Genomic DNA, 24,826 nt, shown 5'->3' on the forward strand with positions numbered 1-24,826 from the left:
CGCGGGAACACTGGACCGTGGGGGCAAGAGCGAGAGGACACCATCATGTCCGTAATGGACAAGCTGAAGAACATGCTCAAGGGCCACGAAGCACAGGCCGACAAGGGCATCGACAAGGCGGGCGACGCCGTCGACGACAGGACCCAGGGCAAGTACAGCGGCCAGGTCGACACCGGCCAGGACAAGCTCATGGACCAGTTCGGCACGCGCCCCGAGGACAACCGGTAGCCAACTGCGGTGCGTACGTGGCCTGGTGCTCGCGTCGGGCTCAACGGGCCAGGCGGCCCAGTAGCGCCGAGGCGGACCAGATGCCGAGCGCCGCGGCCACGGCCAGGACGCCGAAGTCGAGTGCCAGGTGGGCGGGCGTGCCGAGCAAGAGCCCGCGCAGCGCGTCCACCTGGTAACTCAGCGGGTTGATCCTGCTGACGACCTGGAGCCAGCCGGGCATGATGTCCACCGGGTAAAGGGCGTTGGAGCCGAAGAACAGCGGCATCGTGATGGCCTGGCCGATACCCATCAGGCGGTCCCTGCTGAGCACGATGCCCGCGATGGTCATCGAGAGGCAGGAGAAGAAGGCCGACCCCAGGATGACGGCCACCACAACGCCCAGCAGGCGAAGGGGGTTCCAGGTCATCCCTACGCCGAGCAGTGCGGCGATGAGGACGACCACGACCGCCTGGATCACCGCTTTGACCCCGGACGCGAAGGCCTTGCCCGTGATGAGCGCCGACCGCGGAGTCGGGGTGACGAGCAGTTTCGTGAGGATGCCGGCGTCGCGCTCCCAGATGATCTGGATGCCGTAGAAGATGGCGATGAACATCGCGGACTGCGCGATGATGCCGGGCGCCATGTAGTCGATGTAGGGGATGCCACCGGTGGGTATCGCCTTGATCTTGGTGAAGGTCTCGCCGAAGATCAGCAGCCACAGCGCCGGCTGGACCGCCCGCGTGTACAACTCGGTACGGTCGTGGCGGATCTTCTGCAGCTCCACCGCGCACATCGCGGCGACCCGGGCGGGCAGCACCCGCCAGCCGGTACGCGCCCGCGGCGGTACGAGGAGCAGGTCGAGGCCGGCCGGGTGGACGTGGTCAGCCGACACGGGTCGCGGTACGGCGGGTGCTTCGGACATCGCTGAAGTCTCCTGACTTGTCGTCGAGGCCGCTGCCGGCGATGTCGCGGAAGACGTCCTCCAGCGTGGGCAGTTCACCGGGCTTCGTCATTCCACGCCGTTCGCCGAGACCCCTCCTCAGCTCCTCGGAGGTGCCCAGGGCGTGGACCTGGCCCTGGTGCATCAGCGCGACGCGGTCGCAGTACTGGTCGGCCTCGTCCATGTAGTGGGTCGTCACCAGGACGGTCATGCCGGTGGCGGCGCGTACGGCGTTGATGTGGTCCCACACGCTGGTCCGGGCGATCGGGTCGAGGCCGATCGTCGGTTCGTCGAGGATCAGCAGCCGGGGCGCGCTGACCAGGGCCTGGGCGAGTTCCAGACGGCGGACCATACCTCCGGAGTACGTCTTGGCGAGCCGGTCGGCCACCTCGGAGAGGTCGACCGCCGCCAGCGCCTGGTCCACGCGTGCCGCGCGTTCCTTGCGCGAGACGTCGAAGACGCGGGCGAACAGTTCCACGTTCTCCCGGCCGGTGAGCCCGGAGTCGGCGGAGAGCTGCTGCGGTACGTAGCCCAACAGGCGGCGCACCGGCATACGTTCGCGGGTGGCGTCGTGACCGAACACGCGGACCATGCCGGCGGGAACCGGCAGGAGCGTGGTGATGCAGCGGATGGCCGTGGTCTTGCCGGCGCCGTTGGGGCCCAGCAGACCGAACACCTCGCCGTCGCGGACGGAGAGGTCGAGTGCGTCGACGGCGGTCGTCGCGCCGAAGGTGTAGGTGAGGCCGGAGCAGGTGACGGCGTCCGTAGGGGGACCGGCCACTGCGGCCCGGACGTCGTCGGCGCGTGCCTCCTCGCCGTTCCCAGTGCTCCCCTGTTGCACGGGGTCTCCCCTTCCGGTCATGTCGCGCGTCATGTCTCCTCGGCCTCCTCGTGCAGGTTCGCCGCCAGCTTGCGCAGGGCCGGGAGGGCTGCCTGCAGTGCGGCGCGGTCGGCCTCGTCGAGACGGGTCACCTGCCGGCGTACGAGCGCGCCGCGGCGTTCCCGCCAGTCGCGCAGCCGTGCTTCGGCGGCCGGTGTGGGCAGCAGTCGCGCGGCCCGCCGGTCGGCGGGGTCCGTCTCGCGGAACAGATAGCCCTGCCGGACCAGCTGGTTGACGAGCGTCGAGACCGAATTGCCCGCCAGGTAGAGGTCCTTCGCGGCCTCCGACACACCGACGCCGGGCCGGGTCACGACCAGACGCAGCAGATCGATCTCGGCACCGCGCAGGTGCGGCGCGGTCGTGCCGCTGCGCAGCCGCCGCCTGATCAGCCTCTGCAGTCCGGCCAGGGTGTCGGCAAGCGCCTCGGGAAGGCTCTCTGACTCCACGCTTCGACAATAGCTCTGTGTCAGAGGTATTTCGGGAAAGGGAAGGTCAAGATGGGGTAAGCAGTGGGTTCAGTGGGCCGCGGGGGGCGGGGGCAGTCGCAGGTGGGCGAGATCCGGGGGCACCGGGGAGTCGGGCCGGAAGAACGGTGCCGGTTCCCCGTCCGTCACCGTGGCGGGTGCGTCGGTGAGCCGGAACCGGTCGCGGAGCCTGCCGTAGAAGTCGGTGGGACGCAGGCGGATGAGGCGCGCTCGCTGCGGGGCGCGGAATACGCCGATCCAGTCGCCGGGGTCGAGCACTCCGCGCAACTGGCCGTCGACGCTGACCGCGGCCTGTCCCGAATGCGGCAGGACGCGCAGGGCCACCGGTTCGTCGGGGGCGGCCACGACACTGCGGTTGAAGGTCATGTGGGGCGCGATCGGGGTGAAGACGAGCCCGTCCATGTGCGGGGAGAGGATCGGGCCGCCGGCGGCGAAGCAGTAGGCGGTGGAGCCGGTCGGGGTGGCGACCGCGACGGCGTCGGCCGAGTAGAAGGCCAGCAGGCGGCCTGCCAGGTAGACGCCCAGGCTCACCTGGCGGTCCCGGGCCAGTTTCTCCACGACGACGTCGTTCAGGGCCAGCACGTCGAGGGCCAGGCCCCAGCCCTTCCCCTCGGTGGTCTCGGGGCGCACCTGCGGCGGCGGAAGCGCGGGACCGCGGCCGTAGCGCAGCAGGGCTTCCATCCGCTCGGGAATCTCCAGGGCCCGGGAGGCGCGCATGGTCAGCGTCATGCGTTCTTCGACGGTGGCACGGCCGTGGTGGACGGCTTCCAGCGCTTCGCCGACGTCGCACGCCTGCACTTCGGTGAGGAAGCCCACCTTGCCGAGGTCGACGCCCAGAACGTTCGCCCCGCTCTTGAGCGCGATCCGCGCGCCTCTGAGGAACGTACCGTCACCGCCGAGGGTCACCACGAGGTCGGGGTTGCCCGCTGCCTGCGCCTCCGCACGGCCGCCGAGGCGTTGGTGGTCCTTGGCCCACACATCGATGTCGGCGCAGGGGATGTCGTGGGCGTCGCACCACTCGTGGACCGTGCGGGCGACGTCCTTGGCGGCCGGGCGGCCCATGTGGACCACCAGGCCCACGCGCTCTACGGCCATGGAAACCTCCAGTTGCGTGCTCGGGCAGGCCTCTCGCCCGTTCCGCAGAGGCCCTCAGGCCGGCCTCTCCCCTGTCTCACAGATCCGGCGGGCGATCTCGCGGAGTTTGATGTTGTGGTCCTGGGATGCCTTCTTGAGGACGCCGAAGGCCCTTTCCTCGGTCAGGCCGTGGCGTTCCATGAGAATTCCCATGGCCTCACCGATTTCGTGGCGGGTTTCCAGGGCGTGGCCGAGCTGCTGGTGGGTGCGGGCCGCGGAGAACGCGACGGCCGCGTGCGAGGCGAGGATCCAGCCCGCCCGCTGGGCCACGTCGTCGAAGGTGCGCGGCTGGTGGGAGTAGAGATTGAGTGCACCGAGATCGTCGTCCTCGGTGAAGAGCAAAAAGCCCATCATGCTTCCCATGCCCAGCTTCCGCAGCTCGGGGGCGAAGCGGGACCAGCGCTCGTGGGGACGGTTCAGGTCCTCGATGGCGTAGACCTGCGTACGGTCGGTCACCGCGTCGAAACAGGGCCCCTCTTCCAGGTCCTGCTGGATCCGGTCCGCCGTGCGCACCACCTCGCTCGTTGCCGACAGGGCCTTCACTTCGCCCCGGTGCACGGTGAGGATGCCGGCCTCGTCGCAGCCGTTGATCAGAACCGTCGCATGCCCCACGATGCGGTCCATGGTGGCCTGGACCGAGTCCTGGGCCAGCAGATCCCGTGCCATCTCCGCCAGGGCCACGGCGAACCGCTCCCAGTCCTCGCGGGCCTCATGCGACATGTAACACCTGCTTCTCTGTGGAAGCGCGACCGCCGCCCACCCGGATTCCCATCTTGCCACCAGGAGGCCTCCCCCGCGCAGAGCGGCGCCGTCTCGGACCTTGCGGCTCCGGGGAAATCCGGTTGCTCCGGCCCTGGAGCGCTGTCAGGGTCTTGGCCATGCCTCGCTTCTCCGCACCTGACGGCACCGAACTCGCCTACCACGTGGCCGGGGACGGCACTCCTGTGCTCTGCCTGCCCGGCGGCCCGATGCAGGCGTCCGTGTACCTCGGTGACCTCGGCGGCCTCTCGGCGCACCGGCAGTTGGTCATGCTGGACCTGCGGGGCACGGGACAGTCGCAGACACCGCAGGACGTCTCCTCGTACCGCTGCGACCGTCTTGTCGACGATGTGGACGCCCTGCGCGAGCATCTCGGTCTGGAAAGGGTGGACCTGCTCGCGCATTCCGGCGGTACGAATCTGGCGGCGCTGTATGCCGCCCGGCACCCGGAGCGGGTGAGCAGGCTCGTACTCATCACACCGAGTCCCATGGCGGTCGGCCTTGCGATCACTGGGGAACTCCGGCGCGAGACCGCGCGGCTCCGCCGGGACGAGCCGTGGTTCCCGGCGGCGTTCGCGGCCCTGGAAGCGATCACCGCCGGCCGGGCGACGGACGACTCCTGGGAGGCCATCGCCCCGTTTCTCTACGGTTGTTGGGACGAGCGGGCACGAGCTCATCACGCCGCTGAGGACAGTCAACGCAACAATGCGGCCGCGGCTGCCTACGGTGCCGAGGGCGCTTTCGACCCGGACGGCACACGCGCGGCACTGGCACTGTTCGGGGCGCCGGTCCTTCTGCTCGCCGGGGAGGTCGACCTGAACTCACCTCCTCGTGCGGTGACCGAGCTCGCGGGGCTGTTCCCGAACGCCGGGCTGGTCGTTCAGCCGGGCGCCGGCCACTTCCCGTGGCTCGACGACGCCGAGCGTTTCGTGGCGACCACGGCTGCGTTCCTGGGGTAGATGACCGGCGCCGAGTAGGCATTTGCACGCTTGCGAGGCGAATGGGACATCGAAGATGTGAGGGACCTGGGGACATCACCGAGGTGTGGAACGCGGGAAGTTGAGCATGTGTCTGACAAGACAGGCGGCGCTCCGGAGCGCCGCCCGCCCGCGTTGTCAGTGCCGTCGGGAACAATGCTCAGCAGCGAGAACGTCACTGCTCCCAGCGGTACGCGATCGATCCCCGTCCGTCGAAAGGCCGCCCGCACATGACGCCCCTTCTCCACCGCCGCGCCATGCCGCAGGCTCCGACCGAAGGACGGTGACGACCCATGCTCCGAGCTCTCCCCCACACACGCGCGCCGCTCAGCCCCGGCGGTGCCGAGGTGCTGCGTCTCCTCATGGAGCAGCGCGGTCCCGTCTTCCTCACGGTGCACGCCAACGGACGTCGGCGGTACGGCTACTGGCAGTCCGTCGGCTCCGCGGCCGCGCGAGGAGGTTGCCACGTCGCGCTGCCCACCGCCGAGTGCGACGCCTTGCACGCGGCGGGTCTCATCGTGCTGGGCGATCCGGTGGTCGACCCGGCGAAGACCACGTATCCGGTGCGGGCGGCGGTGCGCGACGCGTCATCCCTGACAGCCACACCGCGGCAGGCGCTGACTGCGTGAGCGCGTGAACGAAGGCCACCATCGGTACGCCTCGAAGGCGTACACGGAGATCACCCTCCGTACGCGCCCAGGAACGCACAGGAAGGCCACCTTGTGGCCACTTTTGTACGCGTACGGGAACACACAACGAAGACGGGAACACACAACGAAGCGGGCCCGCCGCACCCAGGTGCGGCGGGCCCTGCGGCGCAGGTGCGAGGTCAGTGGCGGAAGACGTCCTTCGCCTTCTCCTTGGCCTGGCGGGCGTCACCCTTCGCCTGATCCGTCTTTCCTTCTGCGGTCAGACGCTCGTTGCCGACCGTGCGTCCGGCGCTCTCCTTGGCCTTGCCCTTGGCCTGCTCCATCTTGGCCTTCGCCTTCTGGTTCTTGGCCATCGCGGTTCACATCCTCGCTCGCTCGACACTTGCGATCCACTTGTACGACTCACCGAGAAAAGCCGCTCCAAACACACTGATCGCGCCTGGACGGTCCTTCTCGGGCGCGAGCGTCGCCCGGAGGAACCGCGAACGAGCGGCACCCTCTCGCTCCCTCCGACTTACCATCCAGTAATGTCGTGCGACAGGTCCAGAGGAGGAACCGTGCCGAGGTCGGAACGCTCACCCCTGTTGCTCGCCGGCCTGTTGGCAACCTCGGGCGCCGCGCACTTCGTTCTTCCGCGCCAGTTCGACGCGATCATCCCGACTGCGCTGCCCGGAGCGCCCCGGGCGTGGACCTACGCGAGCGGTGCCGCGGAACTCGCGCTGGCGGCCGGGCTGGCGATGCCGCGTACCCGGCGAGTCGCCGCGCTGGCCACCGCCGCCTTCTTCGTCGGGGTGTTTCCGGCAAACGTCCAGATGGCAGTGGACTGGCGTCACAAGCCCGCGCCGCTCAAGGCCGCGGCCCTGGCGCGGCTTCCGCTGCAGATACCGCTCGTGCTGTGGGCACGCGGCGTCGCCAAGGGTGGAGAGGGACAGTCATGACGAGCAGTGCGGTTGTGGGTGACACGGTCGAGGACTTCGCTCTGCCGGACGAGACGGGTACGGTCCGGCAGCTGTCGGAGCTGCTCGGCGAGGGACCGGTGGTGCTGTTCTTCTATCCCGCCGCTCTCAGCCCGGGCTGCACGGCCGAAGCCTGCCACTTCCGTGATCTGGCCGCCGAGTTCGCCGCCGCCGGAGCGCGGCCGGTCGGGATCAGCGGTGACTCGGTCGACCGGCAGCAGGAGTTCGCCGGGCGCCACACGCTCGGTTTTCCGCTGCTGTCGGATACCGCGGGGACTGTCCGTGAGCGCTTCGGGGTGAAGCGGGGGTTCTCCCTGGCGCCCACGAAGCGGGCCACCTTCGTCATCGCACAGGACCGTACGGTCCTGGAGGTGGTCCGCAGCGAACTGCGGATGAGCGCACACGCCGACCGCGCCCTCGCCGCGCTGCGTGCCCACGCGAGCTGAGTCACCCGTCCGACAAGTACTCTCCCGGTCCTGCCGGTCCGACACGACGGCGCGCCCGCGCGAACAGGCCCCGCCCCTCTGCGGATGGTGGGCGGGACCTGTTCACTGTGCCTCATTCTCAGCGCCTCCTCCCGCTTCCGGGAGGGAGTGAGACCGGGTGCTGCGGCCAGGCGGGGTGCGCCCCGTGTGAAGGGTGCGCCTCCCGAGTGCGGGCCCAGGACAGCGGCTTCGCTGCCCGGACGGCCGAGGGTGTGTGGCTCGGACCCGGTCTCCGACGGCGGGGAAGACCGTCGCCTTCTCCGGGAACTCGATCGTCTTCGCCTGTCCGGCTGTGAGCTTGCGCAGTCGCTTCGGCACCTCGTCCCGGGCCGTCACCGTCCGGCTCCCTAGCTGTTGCTGCTCGACCGTCCGAAGAACTCGATCTCCGCGATGGCGACCTGCTTGTCGGGGGCAGCGCCGTACGCCGAGCGCAGGATGAAGCGGACCGAGGTGACGTCGCCGACGCGGAAGGCCCGGGTCTGGCCGCCCGGGCCCCTGTCCAGGGTGAGCGTGCGGGTCGTCGTCCTGCCGTCCGCCGTCGTCACCCGGGCTTCGATCCGGTGCGGCAGGGCCGACTGCGAGAGCTGGGTGGCCTGGGTGGAGACACCCGGGGTGATGATGACGTCCAGCAGCCGGGTCGGCTCGGCGAAACGGGCCTCCACCCACTCGCCCTCGGCGGACTGGGTGATCCCCGGCCCCCACCAGGTGTTGCTGAGCTTGTCGAAGAGAAGCTCCGGCTTGTGGCCCGGGTAGGACCGGGAGGCGCTGACGTTGTCCGGCTCGACAGCGGCCCGCTTGGCGAAGTGGTCGCTCACGGCCCCCACCGCCGTGTCGGCGTAGACGACGGCCGTGATCAGCAGGGACAGCACCAACGCGCCGAACACCCAGTTCAGGGCGCGCCCGAAGCCCCGGCGCAGGCGGGGGCGTTCGCCCGCCCACGGGATCTCGCCGTTGCTGAAGCCAGGCAGGCGGCGCCACCACGGGAGGTGGCCCGGAGCTTCGGAGCCGCGGCCCGCCAGGGACATCGCACAACGGCCGCAGAAGTGGCGGTCGGGCCGGTTGGGGGTGGCGCACCACGGGCACGGCGGGCCGCCCTCGGCGCCGGGCTCCCGGCCGGGGGCCCGCACCTGCGGCCGGTCCGCGACGGGGCGGCCGGGCAGTACGGGCGCGACGGACGGCTCCGCCACAGGGCGCGGGTCGGGATCCGTGACCGGCACGAGCAGGGACCGGGCGCGGGACGTGGTGTCGTCCCCCGCCGGCCACGGCTCGTTGCCGGGCGCGCCGTCGTACGGGGACGGGCTCAGGAACGCAGGGCCGGCGGCCGCGGACGTGCTCGCGCGGTTGTCCGCGCCCGGAGTCGGCATCACGGGGTCCGCGGGCTCGGCAGGGGCCGGTGCGGCGGCGATCCGGGCGGCAGCGGCCGTACCGGGCGCACTGCCCGTGCCGCTGGCACCGCGTGCAACGGCCGTACCGCCAACGCTGCTTGTACCGCTCGCACTGCTCGCGCCGAGGCGTTCACGGGCCGTGTGCGGCAGGCCGCCGCCGGCCGGGACCGGGCGGGAGAACGCGTCGAAGCCCGGGGTGCCCCCCTGCGCGGCACGTGCGCCGGCCGGTTCGTCCGCGGCAGCCGCTCGCCCGGCCTCCGCACGGTCCCCCCGCTCGCCCTGGTGGGCCCGTTCGCCCCAGCCCAGCACCGCCCCGCAGGCGTCGCAGAAGGACTGGCCGGGCTCCGCCCGGGTGCCGCACTCGGTGCAGCTCTGGCTGGTCATCTCTCGGGGGTCCTTTCGGCAGCGGTCACCTTGACCGTGTAGGGCATGTGGGCGGGGCGGGCGGCCGCCACGAGGCTGTCAAGACGGTGTTCGTCCGCGGGCATGGGGGCGGGCAGCCGCAGGGTGACGTGGAGGCGCGGGCGGCGCTCGCCGGGCACCGGGCCCAGGGGCCGGGCGTTCCAGTCCGCGGCGCCGCTCTCGGTGATCTCCGGTGTCACGCCGAAGGCGAGGCGCACGGCCTCCGACAGGCCACGTCGGGTGCCCCGTATGCGATGCAGATGCGCGGCAGCAGCGACGGCCGCGCGCAGACGGGCCTCCGGCTCCGTGCCGTCGGTCTCGGCGCCGACCCAGTCGCCGAGCCAGCGCGTGAAGTCCAGCGGGGCCAGTGCCGGGGTGAAGTAGGAGTCCAGGCAGTCGAGGGAGTTGAGGATCGGCGCGACGACGTCGTCGAGCCCGGCGACGAAACGCTGGGCCAGGTCGTCGTCGGCGAAGACGGCCGGGAGCATCGCGCCGATGGGCGCGGAGGAGCCGAGTCCGTCGATGGAGCCCCTCACGCGCCGTCCCCGATGACCCGGACCCGGTGGTCGAAGGAGAAGACCAGCGCGGGCGGGGCCAGGTCGATCCGGCCGGTCGCCTCGCCGCGCTTGCCGGTGAGCGGGTCGGCCGGGTGCAGTTCCACCTCGTCGACCAGCTCCACCCCGGGGACACGCTGCAGGACCGCGAAGACCTCGCCGGACTGCACCGGGCGGCCGAAGGGCCAGCCCCTTCCGTCGGTGCCGCCGGTGAGCGGGTCGAGGTGGCGGTAGAGCGCGTCGTGGACCTGGCGGCGCACCCGGTCGGTGTCGACGCCCCGGAAGGCGTGCACGGTCGCCACCACGGTGACGCCCTGATAGAAGGGCGGGCCAACCGCCAACCGGGTCCCGATCAGCCGCCGTTCGTCGAGGTAGCGGGTGATGCGCTGCAACAGGGCGTCGCCGGGGACGAGTTGCTCGAAGCGGAGACGGCCGCCGGGGTCCGGTACCGCCTGCGGCACCACCAACACCCGTACGGCATAAGCCCCGTGCTCGGCCTCGTCGCCCTCCAGGCAGGTGATGCGGGCGGTTTCGGGCGCGGCGCGGCGGGCGAGTTCCTCGTAGTCGCGCAGGGTCACGGCCCGCTCCTGGGCGCGCAAGGTGATCGGCGCCCGTACTTTCGCCTCCTGGACGGTCTCGCCCTCCACTCCGCCGCGCGCGGCCTCGCGGTTGACGACCTCGGAGACGTACGGGATGGAACTGCGCAGCACCCGGACGGCGCCGCGGGCCACGTTGCCGGTCCGGCCGCCGCCGACGCGGTAGCGGCGGGCGCGCAGGACGGCGCCCTTGGCGGGGACCGTCCCGTACTGGCGCAGGGTGCCGTCGGATTCGCGGACGGCAGGGCCGAAGGCGATCTCGCCGGTCGCCGCGTCGAGGGTGATGTGCCGGTCGTCGGGGCCGGAGGCGGCGAAGTGCGGGACGACCTGCCAGTCGGTCCAGCCGTCGTTGTCGGAGGCGGACTGGAGGAGTACGGGCTGCTCGTCGCCGACCACGGGCGCGTTGGCCAGCCGCAACCGCTGCCCGGGCAGGCCGGTGGACTCGCCGAGGGCCTCGTCGTACACCGTCTCGGCGTGCGCGGCGGCCGTGGTGCCGCCGACGGTGAACGCCTCCGCGGACCGCACGGTCGGTGAGGTGGTGTAGAAGGGCTGATCGGGCAGGGGTTCGGTGACCCGGCAGCGCAGCCAGCCGGCCTCCCGGCCGCCGGTGCGGGACAGGGTGTGTCCGCCGGGCACGTGCAGGACGATCTCGCCGGGCCGGTTGAGGCCGCCGGTGCCGTCCCGGTCGACCTCGCAGGCCGCCCAGCCGTCCTCGGTCCACGCCTCCCACACCAACGGTGGCTGCCGCGGGTCCACGCCGACGCCGTCGACCCGGCTGTCCAGATCGAGTGCGAGGGCACAGTGCGGGACGGCGGCGCTCAGCCCGAGCAGCATGCAGTCACCGGGGGCCGGGGCCTCGGAGAAGCAGAGCACATCCTTGCCCTCCGTGAGGTCGGCGGTCCGGTCGGCGACCGGCCCGCCGCTGCTCTGGGCGACGAGATGCGTCAACTCACTTGGTACGACCGCCAGTTCGCGCTCGGTGGCGAAAACAACGGCCTCCTCGCTCTCGGTGCGGGTGGTCGCCACCTCGGTGCCCACGGGTAGCAGCACGGGTTCCTCCTGCGGCGCGGACAGCCAGAACGTGACGTCCGTACGGGCCGCGGAGGGCGGGAAGAGCGTGATGCCGACCAGGTCCAGGAAGGCCAGGTGGTTCTTCTCCGGGACGCGATTGAGGCGGTAGACGATCTGGTCGGCCATGTGCGCGACCGTCTCCACGAGGGTGACGCCGGGGTCGGACACGTTGTGGTCGGTCCACTCGGGGGCGCGCTGCTGGATGTAGCGCTTGGCGTCGTCGACGAAATTCTGGAAGCGCCGGTCGTCGAGGTTCGGGGAGGGCAGGGCCATCAGCGGTCACTTTCGGAGCTCTCGGAAGCCGGGTCCGGCTCGTCGTGAGAGGGGATGACATAGAACGGAAAGACGAGACTGCGCGGGTTGTTGGTGCCGCGGATGGAGTAGCGGACGTCGATGTAGAGCACGCCGTCATCGGTGCCCGCCGTCACCTCGACGTCGTTCACCTCGATCCGCGGCTCCCAGCGGTCCAGGCTCGTGTACACCTCGTGCTGGATCCGGCCTGCGGTGGCCTCGTTGAGCGGGGCGAACACCAGGTCGTGGATGGCGCAGCCAAACTCCGGGCGCATCGACCGCTCGCCGGGCGCGGTGGCGAGGACGAGCCGGATGGCCTCCTCCACCTCCCGTTCCCCGCTGACCAGGGCGATACCTCCAGTGGGGCCGATGCGCAGGGGGAACGCCCAGCCGGACCCGACGAACTGCTCGGCCATCAGTGGTCCACCCGCCTTCTCCTCGTCTCGACGATTCTGCTGATCCGGGTGATCCGGGTGATCCCGGTGATCCCGGTGATCCCGGTGATCCGGGTGATCTTTGCGGCCGTCACGGCAGTGGATACGGCTTGTTGTTGACCAGCACGATGCCGGTGAGCCCGATGTTGAGGGCCCGGAGGTCCATCCGGGCACCGGTGTTGACCTGCATCACCCCGCCCGAGCTGATCATCGCGGCGCCCACCGACTTGAGGTTGAGCGCACCCACCGCGTCGACCGACACCGCTCCGCCGAGCGACTTGAGGTTGACGACCCCCTGACCAGTGATGCTGACGAACCCGCCGCTCTTGATGTTCACGGACCGCTTCGCGCTCAGCGTCAGGCTGGTACCGGCGTCGATCGACACGTCCCGGCTGCCCGTGATGCTGACGGATCCCTTGCTGTCCACCGTGATCTCGGTCTTGGTCCGGTCGAGGTTGATGATCAGCTTGTCGTTGCCCGAGGCGATGCGAACGCCCTGTTTGCGGGCACCTGTCTGCTGACTGAGCAGGTCCACACGGTTGCCCTGGCGGTCGGAAAGAGTGTGCCGGATCGCCTGCTTCTTCAGCCCGTCGTGCAGTGGCACGTCCTTGACGACGGTCGGCTTGTCCACACCGTTGTAGAGGCCGCCGATGACGAAGGGATGGTCGAGCGCGCCCCGGTCGAAGGCGACAAGGACCTCGTCGCCGACGTCCAGCGGGAAGATCCCACCCCCTGCCTTGCCGCCCAGCTGCACGGTCCGCGTCCAGTCGCTGACGTACGCGTCGTCCAGCCAGGGGAACTGCAGCTTCACCCGCCCCTGCTTCAGCGGATCCTGTACGTCGGTGACCAGCGCGTTGGCCACACTCGGCAGCCGGGGCGCGGCCGTGGAGCCGCCACCGGAGGCGAGGCCGAACAGGGAGCGCCACTGGCGTCCGCTGACGGTGATCAGGGTCTCGTAGTGGTCGCCGTCGCCGAAGACGTGCCGGGCCGAGGTGACCGTGTACTTGCCCTCGAAGGGGGCGCCCACATCGGTGAGCGTGACCGGGATGCCCGGGCGCAGCTTGGGGTTGCCGTACACGGTGACCTCCAGCTCCGCGAAGGAGGAGGTCAGGTCGTCGGCCAGGGACTTGGCGGCGGCCTTGGCCTCGGGCCGGCGATCGTAGGGCGTGTCGGTCTCGACGAGCTTGGCGACCTTGAAGGGCTGGGCGGCCTTCTTCGGGGTGGTGCCGATGGCGATGAGCGAGGTGCTCGTGGCCGGCGCCGTCTCGACGATCTTCTTCTTGGTGGTCACGTCCCAGCCGCGCGCGTCGACCTTGTCGACCTGGTCGGCTGCGGTGACTGCGGCCCGGCAGCGCAGGATGTCGTGGCGGGCCTGGAGCACGACCGGGCTTTTTTCGCCGGGGGTGCTCGTCGCGGGCGCGCCGGAGGCCGGCTTCGGCTTGACGAACTGGAACTTCCCCTTGGGGTCGAGCGACATCACCATCTCGTTCTCGTCGGCGAGCCGCGCCAGGAAGTCCCAGTCGGTCACATTGGACTGGCTGATGAACTCGTACACCGTCTTGGTGCCCTGGACCGAGCCGACCGGGATGCCGTTCATCGTGGCGAGCTTGCGGGCGATGTCGGCGGCGGTCTGGTTGCGGTAGGCGGCCACCCTGCGGGCGCGCAACAGTCGGTGGCCCATGTCGTAGCCGCGGATGACGGTGAAGGAGCCGGTGCCGTCGTAGTCGGTCTCCATGCCGGTGACCTCGCCGGTGAGCAGCGGGGTCGCCGCGCCCTGGCCGTCGGCGACCGGCGCCAGGACCACCTGGGAGCCGAACCTGACGTTCAGTTTGCCGAGCAGCAGCCTGCCCGGGTCCCGGAAGGTGAGCCGGAACGCGCCCGGCACCCCGGCCCCGAGATCGGCCCAGCCGCCGACGAGCAGACTCGCGTACTCGGGCGGGAGCTTCTTGCTGTCGATGGTGACGTGGATGACGTTCGAGAAGGAGGGCTTCACCATCAGAGACCCACCTCCTCGGCGGCCGGAAGAATCAGTTCGACGCCGTTCGCCAGCCGGGACGGGTCGTCGATGCCGTTGGCCTCGGCGATGGGCCGCCAGGCGGCCGCGTCGCCGTACTCCCGCCAGGCGAGCGACTGGAGCGAGTCGCCCGCCACGACCCGGTGCACGCGCTGCGCGGTGAGCGCGCCCGAGGTCGGGTTCTGCCCTTTGGTCTTGCTGGGGATCTCGTGCAGCCGCACCTGGCAGGTGGCCCGGATCGGCACCCCTGTCGTCCCGAACAGGGAGTAGGTGGCCTCCACGGAACTGACGTACGCCGTGAAGCGGGCCGTGGAGAAGGACCCCCACTGGAACACCACCCATGGGGTGGAGGGCTGCTTGGCGGCGATGCTCTTCGTCGTCACCTCGCAGCAGGAGAAGAGGGACTCCACCTTCTTCAGCACGCTGTTGCTGGTCGGCTTGGTGGAAGAGTCGAGGAAGATCTCGACGGTCATCTCCCTCGGCTGCGGCCCCATGAACTCCGGGAGCGAGCCGTCGCGCAGCGCCGCGGTGGGAGTGGTCTTCCACTCGGCGCCGCGGCTGAGCGAGAGCTGGGAGGGGTTGTAGTCGAAGCTGAAGTTCTTGATCAGCGCGCCGGGGGTGGTGCTCACACCGATCGGCGGCTCGTGGATGGCGAGCGTGGCGCGTACGAGACTCTTCCCGGCGCCGCCCTTGTTTCCCTTCGCCATGGTGGTGTCCGCCCCTCAGTCCGTGAACCCGTGGTGGGTGATCTCCAGGACCTCCGTGGCCACGGCTGGACTGGACGGGTCCAGCGTGGGTCCCTGCCAGCTGACCGGGAGTACGTCGATCAGCCCCCAGCTCGCCACCTCCGAGCCGTCCGCGCGCAGCGCCGCGATCTGGGCCGTCGGCCGGCTGATGCCCGTTGCCACGGAGGAGATCCAGGCAGCGACCTTGGAGGTGTCCGGGGTCAGCGGCCTGGTCAGCCGGATGTTCGAGAAGGTGACCCGGGACGGAAGCTGCCAGACGAACCCGTTGTGCCCGCCCTCCTGGTGCTGCTCGATCTCCACCGTGGACGAGAGTCCTTCGCACCCGTTGAAGTACCCGAGGCTCTCGCCGTCGATGGTCAGGTTGAAGAAGACGGTGGAGCCCGGGTCGAGATCGGAGGGCATCGGGGGGTTGGCCTTTCTTGGGGCGTTCTGGGTTTTGCGGTGGGGCGAAGTGAAGCGGATGGGGGGCCGGGGGGATCAGCCGCCCGGTGGATCAGCGGCCCGGTGGATCAGCGGCGTGGGTCGCGGAGTTTGCCGATCCGCTCGCGGTCCATGCGCAGTTCGGTCCGTACCAGTCGGGTGACCCGACCGATCAGACGGTGCGTCAGTTCGTCGAGCTGGTGGCTGGTCAGCTTTCTGGGGTCGAACTTGGCGGTGACGTCCATGCGTTGGCCGATCGGTTCGGCCATCCGGTCTGCCAGCTCGTCGATCTGACGGTCGTCCAGCTCGCGGGGTCGGAAGTCGGCGGTGCCCGATCGGGATGCGGCCGGGGCGCCGCGCGAGCCCGGCGGAGGTACGGGCGGGGCGTGGGCCGGGGGCGCCTCGCTGACGCGTCGCTGGACGCGGACCGGGGTGGGGGGTGCGGAAGCGGGGGTGGGTGTGCTGGTGGGCGGTGTCGGGGGTGTGGCTTGGGCCCGCTGTACGGGCAGGGGGATGGAGAGCGCGGGGGTCCTGGGACGTGCTGGTTGGACGGGGGTGTGGGTGGCGCCGGGAGCCGTGGGGGCGGGGGCGCGGCGGAGCGCTGTGGCGGGGGTGGTGGGGATGCGCTGGGTGTGACCAATGGCTGCTGGTCGGGCGGTGTACGAGGGCAGTTGGGCGAAGCCGGTGGCCGATGGCGTGGGCCCTGAGGAGCGCTCTACCACCGGTACACCGGGGCCCGTCTGCCCGGCTGAGGTGGCGGTGAGTCGCTGTACGTGTGGGCTCCCGCCGGACGGTCCGTGCATCGGCGTCGGCATGCCGCTGAGTGCCGCCAGGGTTCCGCCACGCGGCGGCAGGACCGTGCCGCCGCTGCTCGAGCCCGACCGTGGCGGCATCGGGTCGGTGGATCGCCGCCGCGCCGGAGACCCACCCTGCTCGGACCGGCCGGGGGTACGGCCGGGCTGCGCGCCGGGCACCGTCGTGCGCCGCAGCAGTTGTACGGGCCGGGGTGCGGAGGCCTTCTGCCGGCCCCCGTCGGCAGGCGGTGCGGGGAGGACGGGCGTGAGCGGACGGCTGGAGGCGAGCGGGCGGTCGGAGGGGGTTGTGCTGCGGTGTGGGGGCGTGGGGCCTTGGGTGGAAGGGCCGAGGGTTGTGGAACGGGCGGTTGCGGGGCCGGCGGCTGCGGAGGCCAGGGTTGCGAGGGCACGGGTTGCTGGGCCCGGGAACGCGATTCCAGGCCCTGAGGGGCCTGGAATCGCGGGGCCTGGAGTCGCGGAGGCCTGGGCAACGGACGCCGGGGGCGCGGGGTGCGGAGCCGAGGAGTTCGGGGTTGAGGGGGCCGGGGAAGCGTGTCCCGTGGGCGAGGTACGCAACGGTGTGGATCGCTGGACCACGGGACCGGGGGGCGACGAACCGGGCAACACGGAACGCGGAGTCGAAGAACCCGCAGCCGCAGAACCAGCGCGCGAGACGCCCGAGGACGCGGATCGCCGGCCCACAGGACCGGGAGTGGACGAATCCGGCAACACGGAACGCGGAGTCGAAGAACCCGAGACCGCAGAACCAGCACGCGAGACGCCCGACGACGCGGATCGCTGGGCGGGGGCCGAGGAACCCGGCAGATGGGCAAGCGGAGTTGCAGGTCCCGGGGCCCCAAGCCCGGCGGGCGAAGTGCGCGAGGTCGAGGAACTGGGCGGCGCCGATTGGGGACTTGAGGAGCCCGAGGTTGAGGGCGCGCTCATTGTCGTGCGCTGAACGGAGTCGCGGTCAGCGGGAACCGTCGGGGGCGTCACCGCTCGGTGGGCGGCGACCGGACCGGCAGCGGCCCCGCCTCCCGGCGTCGGCGGCGTGGCCGAGCCGTGATCCATTCTCCGGGATCTGCTCGCGGACTCCGGGCCACCATCTGCCCTACCGGGGACGGGTGTTGAGGCTCCGGGAGTACGGGGCACGGAAGCCTGTGCCGACGTACCGGGCGACGAAGCAGCGGCACGCTGAACCGTCGTACGGTCTCCAGTCCGCGTTCCTGGTCCAGCGCCTGGCGTTGCGGTGCCGACCCCGGGCACCGCGCTCGGTGTTGCGGCACCGCCGACACCCGGCGTGGCGGAGCCGCCTGGATCCGGTTCGCTGGTCCGCGGTCTTGAGCTGCCCGCACCCGGCCTACGGGTTCCGCCGGACTCCGGCACCGCTCGCTGTACCGGCGCAATCGCTGGAGCTTTTCTCCCCGTCAGGGAGGTCGTCCCTTCGGGCGGCGCGGACATCGGCGCCCCCAGCAGCGGACGTGGACGCTGCGCCGGACCCGCCCCCGGACCGCGGGGCGTAGCCGGGGGCTCGGCCGAACTCGGCCGTACGGACGGTGTGTTCGGTACGGCGGGTGGAGCCGACTGGCGGTTGTCGACCGAGGACGCGCTCGTACTCACCGCGCCATCGGAAACGCTCCGCTGGACCGGTGCCGCGAGCCCTGCGGGTGGCCGCTCCTGAGAACGCGCCGGAGCAGACGGGAGCCCGTTATCTCCAGAGCCCTGGCCGACGGAAGAGGCGACCGGCCTGTTGGTCCCCGCTCTCGGGGCAGTGGAAGCAGCCGGCGAGGACACTGACCCGGCGGCCGGAATCGTAGACGCCGAAGATGCAGCCGAATCCGTGACCGTTGGTGAAGAACCCGAAGGGGCAGACGCACCCGGGCCGTTGGACACCCCCGACCCGGCAGAAGTCGGGGCCCCACCTTCCGCACCCGCCGTCCGCCGAGCCACCGGCAGAGTCCGCCGCTGCACCACCGGGGCTGCGGCAGACACCCTGGTCAACGGCGACCGGGCCGACGACGACACGGAAACAGAGGGCGTCACAACGGCCTCCGAAGACGACACGGCGGCGGACGGCGACGACCCCGCAGCCACACCCGGACCCGGACCTGGCCCCGGACCTGGACCCGCAGGTGAAGCCGCCGGCGACGGCACCGCCGCCACCCGAGCCCCCGTCACCCGCCCAACCGCCCCCGGAAACACCGCCCGCTGCACCGGCACTCCGTCGGCGCCACCCGTCGAATCCTCCGTGGCGATCGCCAACGGCAAGGACAGCGAAGGCCGTTCCAGCCCAGAGGCCGGTCCCGTCGACTCCGTGAGGACGCCCCTCACCAGGCCGCTCGGGGCCGCGTCGAGGACCGCGTGGGAGAGGGTGCCCATGAAGGAGGGGTTTTGCCAGGTGCTGAGCCGGCCGCCGAACCCCGCGTCGGCAACACCCGTGGGGCCGGCGGTCGCACGCTGCATCGGCGGCAGCGAGGACCAGCCGGCAGCCGAACCCCGGGGCTCCGCTGCGGCACCGGACACGACGGGCGAACCTTCGCCCCCCGTGACACCGGCCGAAGCCGAACCCGAAGGAACGGTCGGAGCAGGGGGAGCAACAGGGCTCATACGGCCGCGGCCCCGCCCACCCCTCAAACGATCGACGAACCCCATGACCTCACTCCTCCCCCGCGGCACGTGTGACGAGGACCGCGATCTGCTCGGTGTAGCGGCGCCGGTCGTGGTGTTCGAGGTCCAGGATCTCCTCCAGGCTCCAGTGGAAGTGATAGGCGACGTACGCGATCTCCTCGTGCAGAGGGCCGGTCGCGTACGTCACGATTCCCCCAGGCGGCTCCCGCCGAGTTCGACCTCGAAGGGCTGCTCGCAGTGCGGGCAGGTGACCCCGGCGCGGGTGTGCCCCTCCGCGTTGACCTGACGGTAGAAGTCCTGGAGGAAGGCCAGGTCGGAGGCGAACATGTTCTCCACCACGCCGTCGTGCACCATCGGCAGCGAGCCGAGCCTGGTGATCACCCGGCCGAGCAGCACCACCGACAGATACGCCGGGTTCTCCTGGACGCGGACGTCCCGCAGCGGGATGAGTTCGTCCCGGGCCGTGGCCAGGCGCATCACGCCGTCGCGGTGGACCGTGCCGGCCTCGTCGACGTACCCGCGCGGCAGCTCGAACTCGAACTCGGTGCGCAGTACTTGGCGGACCGGGGCAGGGACGGCGGGGGCCGGCTCCGGCACGCTCGCCGCGGGGTCCTCCGGCACGGCATCCGGTACGTCCACGACCGAACCCCTGCCCGCCCTTGCCGTCGCACGCCGCATTACTCGATGACCAGTTCTTCGAAGACGATCGTCACGGTCTCCTGGAGCGGGGAGGCCTCGCCGGCCTTCAGGGTGCTGGCGTCGATCTTGCTGCACCAGGCCTTGCGCATGTTGTAGCGCTTCACCGGATTGTTCTCGTAGTCCATCATGATGATCGAGGCGTTCACACGGGCAATGCTCATCCGGCCTGCGATCGAGTCGTTGATCCACTTCGTGAAGGCCGCGGACTGGGTCATACCGCGCACAACAGTGCACTGACCGTCCTTCTGTGTTCCCGGCAGCAAAGCTATCTCGGGCTTGCCCATCGCGGAGTTCTGCGGGCTCTTGATGACGTCCTGCTCGATGCTGAGGCCGCTGACCTCCGCGAGGTACTCGACCATCACGCCATCGATCTGGAGGCCGAAATTATGTGAAGTAAGGGAGTCACCCGGGCTGAGACTCATCAGTTCGCTGTCCTTCTGAGGGTATTTCTAGGGGCTTGACGTGTGCGTGCGGGTGCCGGTGGAGGCGGTCGGGGCCCGCTACTCCTCCAACTCCCCGCTGCCACTGGAGAACTGGGCCAGCCGGAAGATCACGAACTCGGCGGGCTTGACCGGCGCGACGCCGATCTCGCAGATGACCCGGCCGAGATCGACCGACTCCGGGGTGTTGGTCTCCTCGTCGCACTTGACGTAGTACGCCTCCTCCGGCCGCTGGCCGAAGAGCGCGCCGCTGCGCCACTCGTTGACGAGGAACGCGGAGACATTGCGCCGGATCCGCGCCCAGAGGTTGTGGTCGTTCGGCTCGAACACCACCCACTGGGTGCCGAGGAGGATCGATTCCTCCAGGTAGTTGAAGTACCGGCGCACGTTCACATAGCGCCAGGCCGGGTCCGAGGACATGGTGCGGGCGCCCCAGACGCGGATGCCGCGGCCCGGGAAGGAGCGGATGCAGTTGACGCCGATCGGGTTGAGCAGGTCCTGCTCGCCACGGGTGATCTGGAGTTCCAGGTCCACCGCTCCGCGCACGACCTCGTTGGCCGGCGCCTTGTGCACCCCGCGCTCGGAGTCGTTGCGGGCCCAGATGCCGGCGACATGGCCGCTCGGCGGGATCATCTGGGACTGGCCGGTGGCCGGGTCGAAGACCTTGATCCAGGGGTAGTAGAGGGCCGCGTACTTGGAGTCGTAGCCCGCCGTCTCCTGCCGCCAGACCCTGACCTGCCGGGCGTTCAGCCCCGGCGGGGGGTCGATGACGGCGACCCGGTCGCCCATCAGCTCACAGTGGGCGATCAGGCCCAACTGGACGGCCTTGACGGCCTCCAGGTCGATCGCGCCGCGCTGGTAGGCGGCCATCAGGTCGGGGACCGCGACCATGGAGATCTCGTCCACCGCCTCCAGGCCGCCGAAGCCGGTGCGGTCGGCGGAGTCGCCGAGGTACTGGGCCGGACCGGGGTGCGAGTCGTCCGTCGCGGCGGGTACGGCGGCCGGGGCGGTGGGGGCCGCGAGGGCAACCGTCTGGTTCTCGGGGCGCGCCAACTGCGCCGCGGGGGCCGCCTCCTGCAGGGCGATGAGCTTGGAGCGCTCCTTCACCTGAGTGACGACGTAGTTGCGGCCGCCCTTCTTGGCGGTGACGTCGAACGTCTCGGCCGTCTTGTCGCCGTCCTTGACCAACAGCTTGAAGCGCTCTGCCGGGCCCTCGCCCTCCGCGTCCGCGACCTCGACGGTCAGCGAACCGCCCGCGACGGCCGTCACACTGAAGGTGCCGAGCTGCTGGGGCGCGCCCGGGGGCAGCCCGGCGGGGGCCGAGCCGGCCAGCGCGGACCGGGATCCGTTGCCGGCCGAGGCGTCGCCGTCACCGGGGACGCCGCCCACGCGGACGACGTACGCGGCCGAACCGCCGTTGTTGAAGAAGCCGTAGACGGAGTGCGCGAGGTAGTAGCTGTCGGTGAAGGCACCGAAGGCCGCGACGTACTGCGTCCAGTTGGTCACCAGGGTCGGCTCGTTGAGCGGCCCGGTAGGTGCCAGGCCCACAAAGGCCGCCACCGAGGTACCCACCCCCTCGATGGGACGCGAACCGCTGGCCACCTCCTCGACGTAGACGCCGGGCGACAGGTAGGACGGCATGCTCTGCTCTCCTCGGGTACGAGACAGGATGCCTTTCACTCTCACGCGCGAAGCACGCACCCCGAAACGTCCTGCGGTACTCAACCGGGGGCAGAGGTGTTGCCCCAACGGGCAGTCCGTTGCACCCCGATGCCCCTCGCTCGCCGTGTCTGCCCGCGAGGCTGCCCGAACGGTCCTTCCGACGCCAGGCGCGGCCGGGTAAGGCTGAGGATGCCAATCGTCGAAGGGATCATGGTGCGCGCACACGCAGCACGGGCCGGTAGAACGAACGACCGGAAGGGCAACCGCCGAGCGGCGGCCATGCCGAGCACGACCCCGGACCGGCTTCTCACACTCCAGCGCCTGGCGGGCAACGCGGCCGTGGCACGGGCCGTCGAGGAGGAACGGCATGAGCACGGCCCTGGCTGCGCCCATGAACGGACCGCCGTGGAGCAGCCGTCCCTCCAGCGGTCGTCCGTGTCCGAAGCGCTTCTCTCCCCCGCCCGGCCGCTGGAGTCACGCATTCGTGAGAGGGCGGAGCAAGGGCTCGGCATGGACCTCGGCGACGTGCGGGTGCACTCCGGTCCGGTCGCCCAGCGATCGGCGTTGGAGTTCGGCGCCCGTGCCTACACCACCGGCAAGGACATCGTCGTCGGTCCCGGAGGCGCGGACGACGAGACGATGTACCACGAGCTCACCCACGTACACCAGCAGTCCCTGGGGCCCGTGGCGGGAGCCGACAACGGGACGGGGACGAAGGTCTCCCACAAGGACGACCCGTTCGAGCGGCATGCCGCGGACAGTGGCCGGCAGCTTGCCCAGGGGATCGCCCCCAGTCTCTCTGTGCCCGGGGTGGGCTCGCACAACGATCCCGTGCAGCGCGCGGCGAGCACGTCGGCCAGGCCGGCAGCGGGTGCGGGTACGACAGTGCAGCGGATGCCGCGTTCCTCCGGGGACGAGATGGAGGTGGACTCCACCCCGGACTACTCGTCCGGGCCGGACGCGAGCCACGACAACGACTCCGAGGGGTACGAGTGGGAGGAAACGGAGTACCTCGCCGAGCGGTCGCGCGCCGATCGCGACACCACGGCGGATCCGCAGCCCGCGGCCGGGTTCGGCAAGAGCAAACACGGCATCAATCCCAAGAAGCTGAAGACACTCCGGCACGACAAGCACAACCGCCAGGCTCCCGAGCTAAAGTACCGCAAGGACGACAAGCCCCTGTTCCGCTTCGACAAGCGGAGTCCCGAGCAGATCATGGACGAGGGGTTCAAATCCTGGAACGAAGAAGTGCCGCGCAGCCTTCGGCTCTACCAGAAGGAGCTGCACAAGACGGGTTTCGTGAGCGCCACTCGTTCGGCCGGCGACTACGTACCCGACTGGGCACGGCAGCCCGACGGATCGGCGTACCGGTATCAGATGAACCCGCCGGGCGGGATCGACCTGGTGGACTCACTGGGCACCGTGTCCTTCGCCCAGCAGCAGGAAGTCGTCTTCTGGAAGGGCGTCCGCCCCGAGTTCGTCTCAGGCTTCGACAAGGTCGACGCGAGCGGCAACGTCGTGGAGTCCATGAACCGAAGCGAGTGGAAGCGTCACAAGTCGGAGAAAGGGAAAGGGAAGGGGAAGGACCGGAGGTCCCCGTCGCCCATGGACATCGACGGCTGATCCCTGGGCCCCGGGACACCGTCACCGGGGCCCTTCGGGCAACAGTTCCTGCCCCTGCGCCTCCTGACGGGGCGCGGCTCGCCACCGTACCGTCGCCAGGTGAGCCTATGGACATCCCTGGAACCCGCGTCAGCGACGGTGGACCCCGGCGGTCGTACGACCGTGCGGCTGCGGTTGCGCAACACCGGTGACATCGTCGACGAATACCGCTTCGAGCCGGTCGGCGACATCGCACCCTGGACCACCGTCGAGCCACAGACGCTCCGGCTGTATCCGGGGACGACGGGGACGGTCGAGCTGACTTTCGCGCCACCGCGCACCCCTGACGCCAGAGCTGGGGCGAACCCGTTCGCTGTACGCATCACGCCCACCGAGCACCCGGAGGCGACCACCGTCCCGGAGGGCAACCTCACGATCACCCCTTTTACGGAGGTCCGGGCGGAGTTGGTGCCCCCGACCGTGAAGGGGCGGCTCCGCGGACGGCCCAAGCTGGCCATCGACAACCTCGGCAACACCAAGCTCACCGCCTCCGTCACCGGAAGCGACAACGGCGACCAGCTCTCGTACGACATCCACCCCGGCAGCGTGCAGATCGAACCGGGGCGGGCCGCCTTCGTCAAGACGACCATCAAGCCGCGCGACATCATCTGGTTCGGGTCGAAGGAACAACGGCCCTACACCCTCGCCGTTCAAAGGTCGGGCGTCACACCGCTCGAGGTCGAAGGCACCTACGTCCAGCGCGGGTTCCTGCCCGGCTGGCTCGCCACCTTCCTCGGCATAGCACTCGCCCTCACCATCACCTTCGTCATGATCTGGATCGCCTACAAACCCAACTTCCGCACCGCCGCCACCGAACAACTCCAGGAAGCCGGCGTCAGCACCCTGCCGCCGAGCAGCGCACCGGCATCGGTGGCGGCCCCGCCGCCTCCCTCGCCCACCGTTTCCGCCGTGGTCGAGCCCCCTGCTCCGCAGGTCACGCCCTCCCCGGACGCGGGCGACGGCGGGAGCGGGTCAGGCGGAACCGAGCAGGAGAAGGAGACGAAGGCTCCGGAGGTGACCGCGGCGACCGCCGTCCAGCAGGCCGCCGCGGACGACCCGGGGAAAAAGCACATCTGCTACCGCGCCTATGTGACGGGCATGGGCTGGACGAACCCCTCGTGCGACGGCGCCATCGCCGGCACAACGGGCCAGGACAAGCCGCTCAAGGCGCTCAACATCGCGGTGTCCGGCACCAACGGCACGGCTGCCACAGCGTTCGTCCACTACCCCGCCTCGCAGGACGGCAAGGGTCATTACGACGGCGCCGGGTGGAAGGGCGTGGTCGACGGCATGGACAACTACATCGGCAGCACCAAGAACGACGCCCCGAACATGCTGGGCTTCGCCATCAACGTCGGTGACAGCAAGAACGTCATCTGCCAGACCGTGCACATCCAGAGCCAGGGCTGGCTCAACATGAGTTGCGACGAGCCCGGCGGGGACAACTACATCTTCGGCGGGACCCTCGCCAACTCGCTCTGGCTCGAAGCGGTCAAGTTCACCGTGTGATGCAGGCTCACCCTGTGATTCTGTGATTACAGGACTGTTTGCTGTG

General features: G+C 70.4%; 25 protein-coding genes. 7 read left to right on the forward strand and 18 right to left on the reverse strand.

All coding sequences use genetic code 11. From position 1 onward, the window contains the following. The first annotated feature begins 45 nt into the window (after positions 1-45). Positions 46-228 (forward strand): antitoxin, encoded by a 183-nt coding sequence (locus ACFYPC_RS28120; RefSeq protein ID WP_388681623.1) that lies wholly within the window; start codon positions 46-48, stop codon positions 226-228. A 40-nt stretch (positions 229-268) separates the two neighbouring features. Here the strand turns inward: ACFYPC_RS28120 and ACFYPC_RS28125 are convergent, their stop codons facing one another. The 5 genes from ACFYPC_RS28125 to ACFYPC_RS28145 all read right to left on the reverse strand — a co-directional run bounded on the left by ACFYPC_RS28125 (position 269) and on the right by ACFYPC_RS28145 (position 4,366). Next, positions 269-1,129 (reverse strand): ABC transporter permease, encoded by an 861-nt coding sequence (locus ACFYPC_RS28125; protein ID WP_388681625.1) that lies wholly within the window; start codon positions 1,127-1,129, stop codon positions 269-271. Beyond that, positions 1,089-2,021 carry an ABC transporter ATP-binding protein gene (locus ACFYPC_RS28130; RefSeq protein ID WP_388681627.1) on the reverse strand — a complete coding sequence of 311 codons (933 nt, stop codon included), beginning with the start codon at positions 2,019-2,021 and terminating at the stop codon, positions 1,089-1,091. Before ACFYPC_RS28130 ends, ACFYPC_RS28125 begins: the two co-directional genes overlap by 41 nt. Beyond that, complete coding sequence (locus ACFYPC_RS28135; RefSeq protein ID WP_388681630.1) at positions 2,018-2,473, reverse strand: MarR family winged helix-turn-helix transcriptional regulator; 456 nt, start codon at positions 2,471-2,473, stop codon at positions 2,018-2,020. Before ACFYPC_RS28135 ends, ACFYPC_RS28130 begins: the two co-directional genes overlap by 4 nt. 69 nt (positions 2,474-2,542) lie before the next feature. Beyond that, positions 2,543-3,607, reverse strand: a complete 1,065-nt coding sequence (locus ACFYPC_RS28140) for an NAD(+)/NADH kinase (protein ID WP_388681632.1) — start codon at positions 3,605-3,607, stop codon at positions 2,543-2,545. A gap of 54 nt (positions 3,608-3,661) precedes the next feature. After that, on the reverse strand, positions 3,662-4,366 hold the full coding sequence (locus ACFYPC_RS28145) for a GAF and ANTAR domain-containing protein (RefSeq protein WP_388681635.1): 705 nt from the start codon (positions 4,364-4,366) through the stop codon (positions 3,662-3,664). A gap of 158 nt (positions 4,367-4,524) precedes the next feature. On the opposite strand from ACFYPC_RS28145, the gene ACFYPC_RS28150 reads away from it, so the two are divergent. Further along, positions 4,525-5,364 carry an alpha/beta fold hydrolase gene (locus ACFYPC_RS28150; protein WP_388681638.1) on the forward strand — a complete coding sequence of 280 codons (840 nt, stop codon included), beginning with the start codon at positions 4,525-4,527 and terminating at the stop codon, positions 5,362-5,364. Positions 5,365-5,675: 311 nt separating this feature from the next. Beyond that, complete coding sequence (locus tag ACFYPC_RS28155) at positions 5,676-6,011, forward strand: hypothetical protein (RefSeq protein WP_388681641.1); 336 nt, start codon at positions 5,676-5,678, stop codon at positions 6,009-6,011. A 200-nt stretch (positions 6,012-6,211) separates the two neighbouring features. Here the strand turns inward: ACFYPC_RS28155 and ACFYPC_RS28160 are convergent, their stop codons facing one another. Beyond that, positions 6,212-6,385: a CsbD family protein gene (locus ACFYPC_RS28160; RefSeq protein ID WP_388681643.1), complete on the reverse strand. Its 174-nt coding sequence runs from the start codon at positions 6,383-6,385 to the stop codon at positions 6,212-6,214. Positions 6,386-6,589: 204 nt separating this feature from the next. On the opposite strand from ACFYPC_RS28160, the gene ACFYPC_RS28165 reads away from it, so the two are divergent. Beyond that, entirely contained in the window at positions 6,590-6,970 is a 381-nt protein-coding gene (locus tag ACFYPC_RS28165) for a DoxX family protein (RefSeq protein WP_388681645.1), read from the forward strand. Further along, entirely contained in the window at positions 6,967-7,434 is a 468-nt protein-coding gene (locus ACFYPC_RS28170) for a peroxiredoxin (RefSeq protein WP_388681647.1), read from the forward strand. Before ACFYPC_RS28165 ends, ACFYPC_RS28170 begins: the two co-directional genes overlap by 4 nt. Positions 7,435-7,820: 386 nt before the next feature. Here the strand turns inward: ACFYPC_RS28170 and ACFYPC_RS28175 are convergent, their stop codons facing one another. From ACFYPC_RS28175 to ACFYPC_RS28230, 12 genes are all read right to left on the reverse strand, one after another. Further along, positions 7,821-9,242 carry an NADase-type glycan-binding domain-containing protein gene (locus ACFYPC_RS28175; RefSeq protein WP_388681649.1) on the reverse strand — a complete coding sequence of 474 codons (1,422 nt, stop codon included), beginning with the start codon at positions 9,240-9,242 and terminating at the stop codon, positions 7,821-7,823. After that, the gene (locus ACFYPC_RS28180) at positions 9,239-9,796 is read right to left on the reverse strand and encodes a phage tail protein (protein ID WP_388681652.1); all 558 of its coding nucleotides are present in this window, start codon (positions 9,794-9,796) and stop codon (positions 9,239-9,241) included. The genes ACFYPC_RS28175 and ACFYPC_RS28180 overlap by 4 nt, the downstream gene beginning before the upstream one ends. Then, positions 9,793-11,754, reverse strand: a complete 1,962-nt coding sequence (locus ACFYPC_RS28185) for a putative baseplate assembly protein (protein ID WP_388681655.1) — start codon at positions 11,752-11,754, stop codon at positions 9,793-9,795. Before ACFYPC_RS28185 ends, ACFYPC_RS28180 begins: the two co-directional genes overlap by 4 nt. Continuing rightward, entirely contained in the window at positions 11,754-12,188 is a 435-nt protein-coding gene (locus ACFYPC_RS28190) for a GPW/gp25 family protein (protein WP_388681657.1), read from the reverse strand. The genes ACFYPC_RS28185 and ACFYPC_RS28190 overlap by 1 nt, the downstream gene beginning before the upstream one ends. A gap of 109 nt (positions 12,189-12,297) precedes the next feature. Then, on the reverse strand, positions 12,298-14,202 hold the full coding sequence (locus tag ACFYPC_RS28195) for a VgrG-related protein (protein ID WP_388681659.1): 1,905 nt from the start codon (positions 14,200-14,202) through the stop codon (positions 12,298-12,300). Next, on the reverse strand, positions 14,202-14,927 hold the full coding sequence (locus ACFYPC_RS28200; RefSeq protein WP_388681661.1) for a peptidase M23: 726 nt from the start codon (positions 14,925-14,927) through the stop codon (positions 14,202-14,204). The genes ACFYPC_RS28195 and ACFYPC_RS28200 overlap by 1 nt, the downstream gene beginning before the upstream one ends. Before the next feature lie 15 nt (positions 14,928-14,942). Next, positions 14,943-15,368, reverse strand: coding sequence for a phage tail protein (locus ACFYPC_RS28205; protein ID WP_388681664.1), 426 nt, complete (start codon positions 15,366-15,368; stop codon positions 14,943-14,945). 107 nt (positions 15,369-15,475) lie between these two features. After that, the gene (locus ACFYPC_RS28210; protein WP_388681666.1) at positions 15,476-16,108 is read right to left on the reverse strand and encodes an extensin; all 633 of its coding nucleotides are present in this window, start codon (positions 16,106-16,108) and stop codon (positions 15,476-15,478) included. A 2,728-nt stretch (positions 16,109-18,836) separates the two neighbouring features. Beyond that, positions 18,837-18,995, reverse strand: a complete 159-nt coding sequence (locus tag ACFYPC_RS28215; RefSeq protein ID WP_388681669.1) for a DUF6760 family protein — start codon at positions 18,993-18,995, stop codon at positions 18,837-18,839. Continuing rightward, the gene (locus ACFYPC_RS28220) at positions 18,992-19,486 is read right to left on the reverse strand and encodes a hypothetical protein (RefSeq protein ID WP_388681672.1); all 495 of its coding nucleotides are present in this window, start codon (positions 19,484-19,486) and stop codon (positions 18,992-18,994) included. The genes ACFYPC_RS28215 and ACFYPC_RS28220 overlap by 4 nt, the downstream gene beginning before the upstream one ends. Further along, positions 19,486-19,929 (reverse strand): phage tail protein, encoded by a 444-nt coding sequence (locus ACFYPC_RS28225; RefSeq protein WP_388681675.1) that lies wholly within the window; start codon positions 19,927-19,929, stop codon positions 19,486-19,488. The genes ACFYPC_RS28220 and ACFYPC_RS28225 overlap by 1 nt, the downstream gene beginning before the upstream one ends. 78 nt (positions 19,930-20,007) lie before the next feature. Beyond that, entirely contained in the window at positions 20,008-21,588 is a 1,581-nt protein-coding gene (locus ACFYPC_RS28230; protein ID WP_388681678.1) for a phage tail sheath subtilisin-like domain-containing protein, read from the reverse strand. A gap of 300 nt (positions 21,589-21,888) precedes the next feature. On the opposite strand from ACFYPC_RS28230, the gene ACFYPC_RS28235 reads away from it, so the two are divergent. Together ACFYPC_RS28235 and ACFYPC_RS28240 are read left to right on the forward strand one after the other, a co-directional pair. Further along, complete coding sequence (locus ACFYPC_RS28235) at positions 21,889-23,232, forward strand: DUF4157 domain-containing protein (RefSeq protein WP_388681681.1); 1,344 nt, start codon at positions 21,889-21,891, stop codon at positions 23,230-23,232. 99 nt (positions 23,233-23,331) lie between these two features. After that, the gene (locus tag ACFYPC_RS28240; protein ID WP_388681684.1) at positions 23,332-24,780 is read left to right on the forward strand and encodes a hydrolase; all 1,449 of its coding nucleotides are present in this window, start codon (positions 23,332-23,334) and stop codon (positions 24,778-24,780) included. The last annotated feature ends 46 nt before the right edge of the window (positions 24,781-24,826 follow it).

The organism is Streptomyces sp. NPDC005808 (assembly GCF_042871385.1).
GTDB lineage: Bacteria > Actinomycetota > Actinomycetes > Streptomycetales > Streptomycetaceae > Streptomyces.

What these genes read in the sequence shown, in the direction of transcription:
- ACFYPC_RS28120 (WP_388681623.1), top strand. Translation starts at nt 46, where the DNA reads ATGTCCGTAATGGACAAGCTGAAGAACATGCTCAAGGGCCACGAAGCA.
- ACFYPC_RS28125 (WP_388681625.1), bottom strand. Translation starts at nt 1,129, where the DNA reads ATGTCCGAAGCACCCGCCGTACCGCGACCCGTGTCGGCTGACCACGTC.
- ACFYPC_RS28130 (WP_388681627.1), bottom strand. Translation starts at nt 2,021, where the DNA reads ATGACGCGCGACATGACCGGAAGGGGAGACCCCGTGCAACAGGGGAGC.
- ACFYPC_RS28140 (WP_388681632.1), bottom strand. Translation starts at nt 3,607, where the DNA reads ATGGCCGTAGAGCGCGTGGGCCTGGTGGTCCACATGGGCCGCCCGGCC.
- ACFYPC_RS28145 (WP_388681635.1), bottom strand. Translation starts at nt 4,366, where the DNA reads ATGTCGCATGAGGCCCGCGAGGACTGGGAGCGGTTCGCCGTGGCCCTG.
- ACFYPC_RS28150 (WP_388681638.1), top strand. Translation starts at nt 4,525, where the DNA reads ATGCCTCGCTTCTCCGCACCTGACGGCACCGAACTCGCCTACCACGTG.
- ACFYPC_RS28155 (WP_388681641.1), top strand. Translation starts at nt 5,676, where the DNA reads ATGCTCCGAGCTCTCCCCCACACACGCGCGCCGCTCAGCCCCGGCGGT.
- ACFYPC_RS28160 (WP_388681643.1), bottom strand. Translation starts at nt 6,385, where the DNA reads ATGGCCAAGAACCAGAAGGCGAAGGCCAAGATGGAGCAGGCCAAGGGC.
- ACFYPC_RS28170 (WP_388681647.1), top strand. Translation starts at nt 6,967, where the DNA reads ATGACGAGCAGTGCGGTTGTGGGTGACACGGTCGAGGACTTCGCTCTG.
- ACFYPC_RS28175 (WP_388681649.1), bottom strand. Translation starts at nt 9,242, where the DNA reads ATGACCAGCCAGAGCTGCACCGAGTGCGGCACCCGGGCGGAGCCCGGC.
- ACFYPC_RS28185 (WP_388681655.1), bottom strand. Translation starts at nt 11,754, where the DNA reads ATGGCCCTGCCCTCCCCGAACCTCGACGACCGGCGCTTCCAGAATTTC.
- ACFYPC_RS28190 (WP_388681657.1), bottom strand. Translation starts at nt 12,188, where the DNA reads ATGGCCGAGCAGTTCGTCGGGTCCGGCTGGGCGTTCCCCCTGCGCATC.
- ACFYPC_RS28195 (WP_388681659.1), bottom strand. Translation starts at nt 14,202, where the DNA reads ATGGTGAAGCCCTCCTTCTCGAACGTCATCCACGTCACCATCGACAGC.
- ACFYPC_RS28200 (WP_388681661.1), bottom strand. Translation starts at nt 14,927, where the DNA reads ATGGCGAAGGGAAACAAGGGCGGCGCCGGGAAGAGTCTCGTACGCGCC.
- ACFYPC_RS28205 (WP_388681664.1), bottom strand. Translation starts at nt 15,368, where the DNA reads ATGCCCTCCGATCTCGACCCGGGCTCCACCGTCTTCTTCAACCTGACC.
- ACFYPC_RS28220 (WP_388681672.1), bottom strand. Translation starts at nt 19,486, where the DNA reads ATGCGGCGTGCGACGGCAAGGGCGGGCAGGGGTTCGGTCGTGGACGTA.
- ACFYPC_RS28225 (WP_388681675.1), bottom strand. Translation starts at nt 19,929, where the DNA reads ATGAGTCTCAGCCCGGGTGACTCCCTTACTTCACATAATTTCGGCCTC.
- ACFYPC_RS28230 (WP_388681678.1), bottom strand. Translation starts at nt 21,588, where the DNA reads ATGCCGTCCTACCTGTCGCCCGGCGTCTACGTCGAGGAGGTGGCCAGC.
- ACFYPC_RS28235 (WP_388681681.1), top strand. Translation starts at nt 21,889, where the DNA reads ATGCCGAGCACGACCCCGGACCGGCTTCTCACACTCCAGCGCCTGGCG.